Source organism: Prosthecobacter sp. (assembly GCF_014879935.1).
Lineage (GTDB): Bacteria > Verrucomicrobiota > Verrucomicrobiia > Verrucomicrobiales > Verrucomicrobiaceae > Prosthecobacter.
Window position 1 is genome coordinate 1 of the sequence record NZ_JACSRD010000151.1, and the last position, 8,761, is coordinate 8,761.

Annotated in this window: 6 protein-coding genes; 1 reads left to right on the forward strand and 5 read right to left on the reverse strand. The window is 58.6% G+C overall.

Translation table 11 applies throughout. The features are described 5' to 3' along the window. The first annotated feature begins 404 nt into the window (after window positions 1-404). Window positions 405-884, forward strand: a complete 480-nt coding sequence (locus tag IAE77_RS14215) for a DUF2726 domain-containing protein (protein ID WP_294227595.1) — start codon at window positions 405-407, stop codon at window positions 882-884. Window positions 885-915: 31 nt separating this feature from the next. Here the strand turns inward: IAE77_RS14215 and IAE77_RS14220 are convergent, their stop codons facing one another. The 5 genes from IAE77_RS14220 to IAE77_RS14240 all read right to left on the reverse strand — a co-directional run. After that, a complete protein-coding gene (locus IAE77_RS14220) occupies window positions 916-2,274 on the reverse strand; it encodes a sigma factor-like helix-turn-helix DNA-binding protein (RefSeq protein WP_294227599.1) in 1,359 nt (452 codons plus the stop codon). 9 nt (window positions 2,275-2,283) lie between these two features. After that, window positions 2,284-4,347 carry an AIPR family protein gene (locus tag IAE77_RS14225; protein WP_294227601.1) on the reverse strand — a complete coding sequence of 688 codons (2,064 nt, stop codon included), beginning with the start codon at window positions 4,345-4,347 and terminating at the stop codon, window positions 2,284-2,286. An 18-nt stretch (window positions 4,348-4,365) separates the two neighbouring features. After that, a complete protein-coding gene (locus IAE77_RS14230; protein ID WP_294227602.1) occupies window positions 4,366-5,370 on the reverse strand; it encodes a PD-(D/E)XK motif protein in 1,005 nt (334 codons plus the stop codon). Beyond that, window positions 5,354-8,272 (reverse strand): Z1 domain-containing protein, encoded by a 2,919-nt coding sequence (locus tag IAE77_RS14235; RefSeq protein ID WP_294227603.1) that lies wholly within the window; start codon window positions 8,270-8,272, stop codon window positions 5,354-5,356. The genes IAE77_RS14230 and IAE77_RS14235 overlap by 17 nt, the downstream gene beginning before the upstream one ends. Next, a partial coding sequence (locus IAE77_RS14240; RefSeq protein WP_294227604.1) for a hypothetical protein occupies window positions 8,269-8,761 on the reverse strand: 493 nt, incomplete at its 5' end. The genes IAE77_RS14235 and IAE77_RS14240, both read right to left, overlap by 4 nt.

An 8,761-nucleotide genomic window follows, 5' to 3' on the forward strand; every position in this document is an offset into this window, starting at 1 on the left:
TGAGCTCAATCACACCCCTCTTTGCCATCAAAGACACCACCCTTTGAGCTCAATCACACCCTTCTTTGCGATCAAAGACACCACCCTTTGAGCTCAAAGCCCCCTTTCCAGCCCCCCTCAAGCCCCGTCCCAGGTTCCCAAGACCGCCCTTTCAGGCCTGCAGGGCCTCAAATTCAAGGCGCTGTCACAAAGCAACCGAACTCCTTCAAAATGGGGCGCTTGCGTGCCCTCCTCTGGGTTGAAACGACCCGAGCAGTCGTGACACCGAAGCAGAACATCGGGATCAAGTTCGGCTGCACCTTTCCCTCAACCGCCAGGAGGCACCGTGCCTCGCCCCGGTTTGCCGATTGCGCGGACACACCTCCCTTGTAATTTCCATAATTAACTCTTCCTCCGTTCGTCCCATGAAGCTCATCGCTCCCGATCCTGAAATGCGTGTGGCCATGCCTTATGACTATGCCGCCAAGCCCCTGCTGACGCCGACCGAGGCCCGTTTTCACGCCTGCCTGCTCCAGATCACCCAGGACCGCTGCCGCATCCAGATCAAGCCGCGCCTGGCCGATGTCTTCGCCTATGACGAGGAGGATGGGATCGGCGCCCTCAGCATGATCAGCCAGCGCCATGTGGACTTCCTCATCTGCCGGAATGATGACTGGATGCCCATGCTCGGCATCGAGCTGGACGACGCCAGCCACAACACGCCCAAGGTGAAGAAGCGTGACATCTTTGTGAACCAGCTCTTCGCCTCCACCGGCGTCCCCCTTCTCCGCCTGCCCGTCCAGGAACTCGACGACCTCGAAAAACTCGTCTCCGAACTCACCAAAGCCTGGCACCGCCGCTGGAAGACGTTGGAGATGGAGTCCGGGCTGGCCCAGGCGGCGTGAGTCTGGCTGACGCTTCCTACGAGCCACCGGGTCATAGACTCCAGAGGACCTTGTCTCGCGGAAAATCAGGATCGTCCGACTTCCACTGGATGCGGTAACGGTAGATTTGCTCACGTTCCACCTGGTGGTGCGTTGGCGTCTGGCGGACGAGTTCGTGCAACCATGTCAGTGGTATGGGGTCATCCTCCCGTGCCAGAATGGCCTTCACCACCTCACGCAAGCGGGGCCCGGAATGCACCACACGACCGGTTGCGTGGTCCAGTCTGATCCTCCCGCGTCCATCCAGGGAAAGACAAAACTCTTCCCGATATTCAGGCGGCACTTCCCTGCTCATGAACTCTTCAAGATCGACTCCTTCCACCAGCAAATCAGCGTGCTGCTTGAGCTTCTCACGCCAGCCCTCCATACGGACTTCCAGCTCCAGCTCACGGGCAGCGCCTTCGGGGCGCTCCTTGAACAGACGGCGGATGGTTGCTTCGATCAACACAAGATCAGGCTCCTGCAGCTCATCACCCAGAAGCTCAGCACACGGCTCCCCCCTCAGCCACATGCTCATCATCGCATCTTGAACGCCGGGAAACCAATCCAGGAGTTGGGCGACTTTTTCCAGCAACACAGCCTCCACCTGCCGGGTTCTCTCTCGCGTGACCCCAAGGTCAGCGGCGGCCTCTTCCAAGGTTTGCTCATGCACCAGCCGGTTCTCCAGAAGGGCGCGGTGATGTTCTGGAAGGTCGCTCACCGCGTCACGCAATCCTGCGGATAGGCTCAGCCCCTTGCCATTCGGATTCATGGGCAGCCATGCTGCCAGCGCTTTGCCATCCCCTTCACAAACAGCCGTCCAAAGTGCCCGGACGTCCCCCACGGACTTCCTCCCCAGATTGGGAAGTTGGAAAAAGTAGCCCTCTCCCAGGCTTTCCCAGGCCTCCAGAAACTCTCCCAGACTGTGCAGATGATGCTCTTCGCAATAATGCTGGATGCGCACGGGGAGCCGCACCAGTCCCAGTGGCAGGGCGGCAGGTATTTCCAGCTTAGTCAGGCCGTCATGGGCTGTGCGGGTGATGTCTGCCGCCTCCGTGGATGCCAGTGGCGCATCGCACGCTTCTTCCAGCAGATGATCTGTCTCACCTTGGGCGTGGAGGGCACTGTTCACGATCTCGATCAAACGCCTGATTTTCGTGCGCCCGAACGTGGGATAGCGAATCAGGGCGATCCCATCCAGTGCCAGGAATTCTGCCACAGTATCCGCTGTCCGGGTCGCATACCATTCCATGCCGACGCTTTCGGCACATGCCCCCACGGTCAGTCCGGGGAGTCTGGGCCAGTTTCGTCCCTGGGCAAGCGCCCGCAGTTCGTTCCACCGCCGTGCTTCACGATGCATCCAGTGATTCATGGTGGCAGATCACTGCTCAAATCCGTGTGCCCTGGCGGCTTCGAGCATCTCCAGAGCGGCCTTGCATTCAGGATAGGTCGGCTTTTTGCCACGCTCCAGCTTGCGATGAAAGTTTCCGCAGAGCGTAGCCTGCCAAGGTTTGAGCTTACCAGTTTCTGTTCCCCACCTGGCAAGATCATCCCAGAGGCTCAGCTTGTGCCGTTGGATGACCTCCTGAATCTCGGAAAGAGTCTTCGCGGCGGTTGTTTGCTGCGCATTCACAGCCTCCATGTTTTGTGTCTTCTGCTCCTTCTTGGTGAGGGCTGCCGACAGATCAGGAATCTGGATGGCTGTGGTTTTGAAGCCTTCCCAGCACTCCGGCTTCTTCGCCCACTCGGTGACATTGCGGGAGCCCGCCGTCTCTGTGAGGTAGTCAAAAGCCTCGCGTGCGATCTCGGACAGCGCATCGGTCACGCATCCGTCCAGACCCTGCTTGCGCCAGATGGCATCCAAATCAAGCCTGCCAGAAGTTTCGCGGGAAAGCCATGCCAGTGCATACGTCACGACGTTCGCCCGATAGCCACCGAGCTGTAGGCGCGAGACGATCTTCTCGGTAGCCCGGAAGAGGATGGCCTTAGCCACCAGCCGCTCAAAATCTTGCGACTCAGGCAGAGCCGAGCGGGAACGGCTCATCGTCCAATCAATAAAGTTCTTCTCCGCACCTTTGCTCACCAGATGCGGAAGCTGGTTCCAAGTGTGGTCATACTTCGCCACATCGGTCTTGGTGAACTTTTGTGCGACAGGGTTCTGCGCCTCCCATTCCTTCTGCTTGGCAGGCGTTCCTGCACGCATCTTGTCGTCGAGATGGGAACCGCGGGCACGCTCGTAATACCACCGTGTCGGCTTGCTGGTGCCGGACGCTGCGGGTGCCCAGATAGTGCGTGAGAGACTTTCCAGCTTTTGATGCCATTCGTCGTTGGCACTGAAGTCTGCCGTGTTCACCTTGTTCTGGCTGTTGGCGTAGAGAGAGATTTTGGGCACAAACTCCGCCACCTTGGCGGCCTCATTCACCACGGTCAGTTTCACCTGCACGGTGACGTGGGAGACATCCGCCTTCTCCTTTTTGACGGCGTGGTAAATGCTCGCCGTGGTCTGCCCACCATTCACAATCTGGAAATCCCGCAGCCTCTCCAGCTTGCATAGGCCGTCATGGGTGCGCGAGACACTCACCGCTTCCGCAGTTCCGGAGATGCCGTTGTTGTAGGCGAGGAAACGGTGAGGCGCGTCGCGGATCGTCCCTTGAATGCCTTTGTTTACCTTGCCCTTGGCTTGCAGGTAGGAGCGCACATTCTTTTCCAGCAGTCGCGGCCCGTAGTCGCCGTAGATTTTCGCCAGCAGTGTGGCTGGGAAGAAGGCAAGGTAGGCAGTGTATTCGCCGGTGCCATCCTCCTGCGCCAGACACGGCACCGCGCCGCCATAATCATCGACGAGGTTGATCTGGATCGTCTCCCGCTCCTGCCCGCTGCTGCGCAGTCGGCGGAGCTTCTCCAAGTCCCAGAGATAGTGCTTCACGTCCACTCCGGTGATCTCCGTGTCCTGCTCGTCGGCCTGCTTCACCACACCGTTCGTCAGGAGAAAAATCCGGGCTGTGTCCAGATCATCGCGGTGCTGGTGAATCTTCATCGCCGCCTCGTAGGGCGGAGCGCTCTCCTCCATCTGCGCCATCCACTTGCTGCTCGCAGTCAAGGCTTGGGAAAGAAAGTTCCGCGCCAGCTCAAAGTGGTGCGCCACCTCGCTCTTCGGCACGGGCTGGCCGGTGGCCCCCGGTTTGTAGAGGCTGACAAACAAATCCACCAACGGAGCACTGCCTTCCTGGTCGCCCGTCTGCTCGTGCAGGTTCCAGGCGTTGAACTTGTAGGCCGGGGCGTTCTTTCGTCCGCTGCGCTGCGCAAAGTCGAGTTCGTAGCCGTCCACCTCATTGCTTTCGGCAAGGTAGGTGAGCATCACCTCGGTGAATGCTTGCTCGTTGCCATCCGCATGCTCTTTCGCACTTACTTCACCATCCAGGTAGTTTGCCAATTCGGTCAGGTCCATGTTCGTAGGGTCTTGGGATCAGGTTTCAGGGCTCAGGGCGGCTCGCAAGTCTTCCAGCGTGCAGGCAAATGGGCGGGCTGCATCCAAGCTGAGGTCATAGGCCACGCCGCCGATTCCAGCTGGTAGCCCGGTGGGAGTCAGTCGCGGAAAAGCATCCGCCACGCGGAAGACATCCAGTTCCCGCTGCACAAAACCGCGCACTTGATGCTTTTCCACCTCGGCGTCCAGCCATCCCGCGTCTGCCAAGGCATCCTCCAGCAGTTCTGCTGCCGCCGTGGCGGCAGCCAGCGCCCTCACACGGGCGATTCTCTCGGGCAGCGTCTCGCCTGCTCCATCCTGCTCGTCCACGGCGACGTGAGTCAGCAGCAAGTGCCGCCACGGGGCTTCATGAAGCTGCTGTTCTCCCGAAATGCGCACGATGGAAGGCGAGCGTGCCGCCCGTGTCTTCACTTCGATGGCCGTGCCTTGATGTTGAAAGTCCTGCGGTGCACCCGCAGGGCCGCGCCAAGCTCCCACCGCTGCTTCGATACCCACGGTGGGCATGATGAGATACTCCAGCGCGTAAAGCTCACCCCAGAGGCCTCTCCTTGCTTCGTCTGAGAGCGACCGGCCCGCTGCTGCTAGAAACTTCTGCCACCGTCCCAAAGCTGCAAGCACACGGCGGGCAGCCTCTGATTCAGAACCGCCGACCGCACGCCTCGCCAAGTCCTCCGCCAGCACGGTGAAAACATCCTGACCGCGCAGATCACGCAGCCTCACGATGAAAGTTGTCTCATTCGGCTTTGCATCCAGAAGCAGCTCCAAGCCTTTGCATTCAGGCCATGAGGCTTTCGGAGGCAAAGTGCCCGCTGGAACCGAAAATAACAGCAAGCGTGCTTTCGACGGCCACTCGACTCCAACCCGCAAACGCTGACCGATCTCTGATGTCGCGAGGCGAGTCATCAAGGCGGGGGCTTGTGTCGTCCCCCGTTGATTTTGTAGATCAGCCTCAATCTCTTTCCAAAGGTCACCAATCGGCTTCATCCGCTGTGTCCTCCAAGTTGAATTGTGTCAGATGCTTCCGAATCCACACGGGGTTCACTTTGTAAAGCACTCGTCGTGCTTTGTGGGTAGCCGGGAAGCTCAAGGCAAAGGCTGGCACATAGGACACATCTTCCAAGCCCGTGACGTTTGAAGTATCCAGCGGGTAAATGATGAGAAGCCCTTTTGCGGCCGGGCGAAGCTGACGCATCTCATCACGCATGGATCCTATCGTCTGCTTGTTTCGAACTGCGGCTAAAGCGTGAACTGCCTTCGAGAGCTTTTGACCTATACATCCCCGGACAGCATCTGCCTCTCCTCCAGGTTTAATTAACGGCATCGCCCCAGCTCCGGCGTCGCGCACCTCTAGTTTCGCCAGGATCTCTACCGCCAGTTCCTCGGTGAGCTCAATTTCGTCAAGATCGAGCATCTCATGTTTGGGCTCCTGCACGTTGGCCTTGCTCAGACTGTAGTAGCCATGGCCTTCTGTTACGTCAGAGCGCCTAGTCAGGTTGATTTTGTGGCCGGCGATCTCTTTCTCATGGCCGCCGCCCTTTGGCAGAATCACCGTCCACTCCTGGAGCCCGCCATTCTCTTCCTGTTCTTGGACGAAACTCTGCAGTTCAGGACCGAAACGACTGCACTTGGGATGGATGAACCCGGGAGCGAGAATTTTATCCAAGAAGTCTGCCACCTGAGCTCTGTTTGCCGTCCTACGGTGATGACCGTCTTCCAGAACTCGAAAGGCCGGAAGGGTGCACAACCAATCCTCCACAGCCTTCACATTCTTCCGCTGGCGTGCGGAGTTGCGCTCAAAGAATGCAGTCTGCACCAACTGCCCCGCAAAAGTGACTTCCCGGCTCTGACCATGCGCCATTTTGTTCAGGGCAGTGATCATCATGCCATCGGGGTGCTGACGCACCCGCAAGCCGTAATCTGAAGGGGTCAGACGAGCATCGACCATATGATCAAACTCACGTTTCAACTCCTCCTCTGCCAAAGCCACATGACTAAACCAATCGCGCAGCTCATCCGTCGTGTAGAGTCGGCACAGGTCCAGATAACCGTCTCTGTAGCCGAACCAGCGCCCCATCTGCATGAGTGTGTCATACATTTTGGTTGAGCGTAGAAAGTAACTCACGCTCAAGCCCTCCAAAGTGAGACCACGAGACAGCTTATTACCGCCAACAGCGATCACGGACACGCCATCTTTTTGCCTACTGTAGTCCAGTGCTTCACGACTTTGCCCATGAATCTCTTTCACGACAATCTTTCCAACAGCAACGGGTAGCTCAGCCTTCACTTCCTCCCAGCCGAGTTCTGTGAGTCTCTTGTCACTCTCAACGGCTCGGATGGACTGCGAAGTCGGCACGAAATCAGTGTGCCAAAGCTCATGGAGCGCGGCCCAAACAGGATGATCTGCCTTGTCGTAGGTGATAGCACGTTTTACCCGACCAAATTCGTCCTCGACGAGTTCTTTGACATGCTTCTGCACGGATATGAACCGCGTGACGTGGATCAGCATCGAGTTATGAACCGCGCGCTGCCCTCTAGCCCGCCTCGCCGCGCAACTCAGCACAAAACAGAGAATCGCCCGATTGAGTGAGCCGGGCAGAGAATCGGGCCGATGCTCCTGCTTGTGCTTGGGCGGGAAATAAAGCTCGTGATCTTCCACCTCGCGGAAGACGGGCAGTGGGTGCACCTCATCAATGCCAGCTTCCAAATCCCGCGAGTAGCCAAACACCTTTGAGGGGCCGACATAACGGCTGCTTGGCCTCACATTGACGATGAAGTCTCTCGGAAAAAGGTCTTTGCCCTCCTCGTCACGCTCCGCCTCCGGGTTGATGAAGATGTTGGCAAATGGGGTTGCAGTGTAGCCGACATAGCTGCTTTGCTCGAAGCGATTGAGGATGAGGCGGATCAGCCTGTTGATCTTGGTGATGTTCGTCTCTTCATCCGGCACACCGGGCCGGTCTTTGGTGTTGATGGAAGCGTTGTCCGCCTCGTCATCGATCATCAGCAGCGGAATGGCGGAAATTCGTTCATCGGCATTTTGGTGCCCGAGCTGGCCGCCAGCAACTTCGAGCCAGCTAAGAATGTGCTTCAATGGGGTGACATTTTTCTTCACCACCATGATTACAGGTCCGCCAGCCAAACTGACATTGACCCTTTGGGCACCCGTCGTGAAGTCTCCGTTGTCCGCGCTGTTGGTCAGCGGAGTAATTGAAGTTGGCGGCCCCAAATCGGAGGTGTTGAGCAGTTTCCCGACGCCTAGCTTGTAGTCCACACGATCAGGGTCGAGTCGGCGCTGACTGTCAAAGCCAAGAATCCCTTCATCCACACGCTCCTGGGTCTGGGCACGCAGGTTGTTGTGAATACCCGCGAGGATAATGATGACCTTATAACCCGCATCGAGAGCCTTCGTTGTCACACCAACATAGTTCGCCGTCTTGCCAGACTGAACGCTGCCAACGACCATGCCGCGCACGTCCCAAGCTCCTGAGATCGCGGGATTCTGAATGCGGTCGAGAATCGCGTCAGTCTGCTCATCCACCGAATCGAGGTCTTTATCCCTCATGTTCTTCTCCTGCTCCAGATAGCGACGGTATCGCCGCCAGAAGCGCATGGGCTCGATCTGCCCCTTGCGTTCAATCCACCAAGGCTGCACGCGGCCATCGGTTAGGACGGCTGGTCGTTCCGTGAGCACCGAGGTGGCATGTTCCAATTCGGCTATCAAAGCCTCAGCATTCACCGAGAAGCCCGGTTTGGTCATGCCTGCCATGGTCACTGCCGCATCGACGAACTGCCGAATCTTGGCTGAGGTGCGTGCGGAGGGCAGCTCCCCCTGGAGAGCACGGCTGGCGAAATCGAGCGCCTGCTTTTCAGCTTCATTGAGGTCGATCATGGGAGTGCGGGCGGGTTTTCCCGGAGTGCTTGGAGCAGTTCCGGGCAGTCGTGGAAGGGAGGCCAGAGGGCGAGGCAGTGGAGAGCGTGCTCAGCGGTGTTTCCCTGGGCACGGAGCAGGAGCCAAGTCTGGTGCAGTTGGGCACGCACACTCTCAGTGGCGGTTTCAGAAGCCGAAGCTGGCGGTGTCTCCACCTCCTCCCGGCTTTGAAACGCGATGAGCGCGGTGGGGATGCTCTGCTCGATCACTTGCAGCGTGCTCTCGACGGCTTTGCCAACGGCAGCATTTGCCAGCAGGGCGGCGATGGCAGGATGCTGGCGGTTGATCAGGTAGGAGGCGCGGCCATGGCGGATGACCTGATCCCAGACATGGCGGGCGGACTGCCCGCCTGCGCCAGGGATGCGCTCGCCGCGAAAGCTGTAAACCCTCCGCGCCTTCTCACGAGTGTTCTTGCCAATACGCCTGAGCTCCTCCCGCAGGGCGAGGGGC

What these genes read in the sequence shown, in the direction of transcription:
- IAE77_RS14225 (WP_294227601.1), bottom strand. Translation starts at nt 4,347, where the DNA reads ATGGACCTGACCGAATTGGCAAACTACCTGGATGGTGAAGTAAGTGCG.
- IAE77_RS14235 (WP_294227603.1), bottom strand. Translation starts at nt 8,272, where the DNA reads ATGATCGACCTCAATGAAGCTGAAAAGCAGGCGCTCGATTTCGCCAGC.
- IAE77_RS14230 (WP_294227602.1), bottom strand. Translation starts at nt 5,370, where the DNA reads ATGAAGCCGATTGGTGACCTTTGGAAAGAGATTGAGGCTGATCTACAA.
- IAE77_RS14220 (WP_294227599.1), bottom strand. Translation starts at nt 2,274, where the DNA reads ATGAATCACTGGATGCATCGTGAAGCACGGCGGTGGAACGAACTGCGG.
- IAE77_RS14215 (WP_294227595.1), top strand. Translation starts at nt 405, where the DNA reads ATGAAGCTCATCGCTCCCGATCCTGAAATGCGTGTGGCCATGCCTTAT.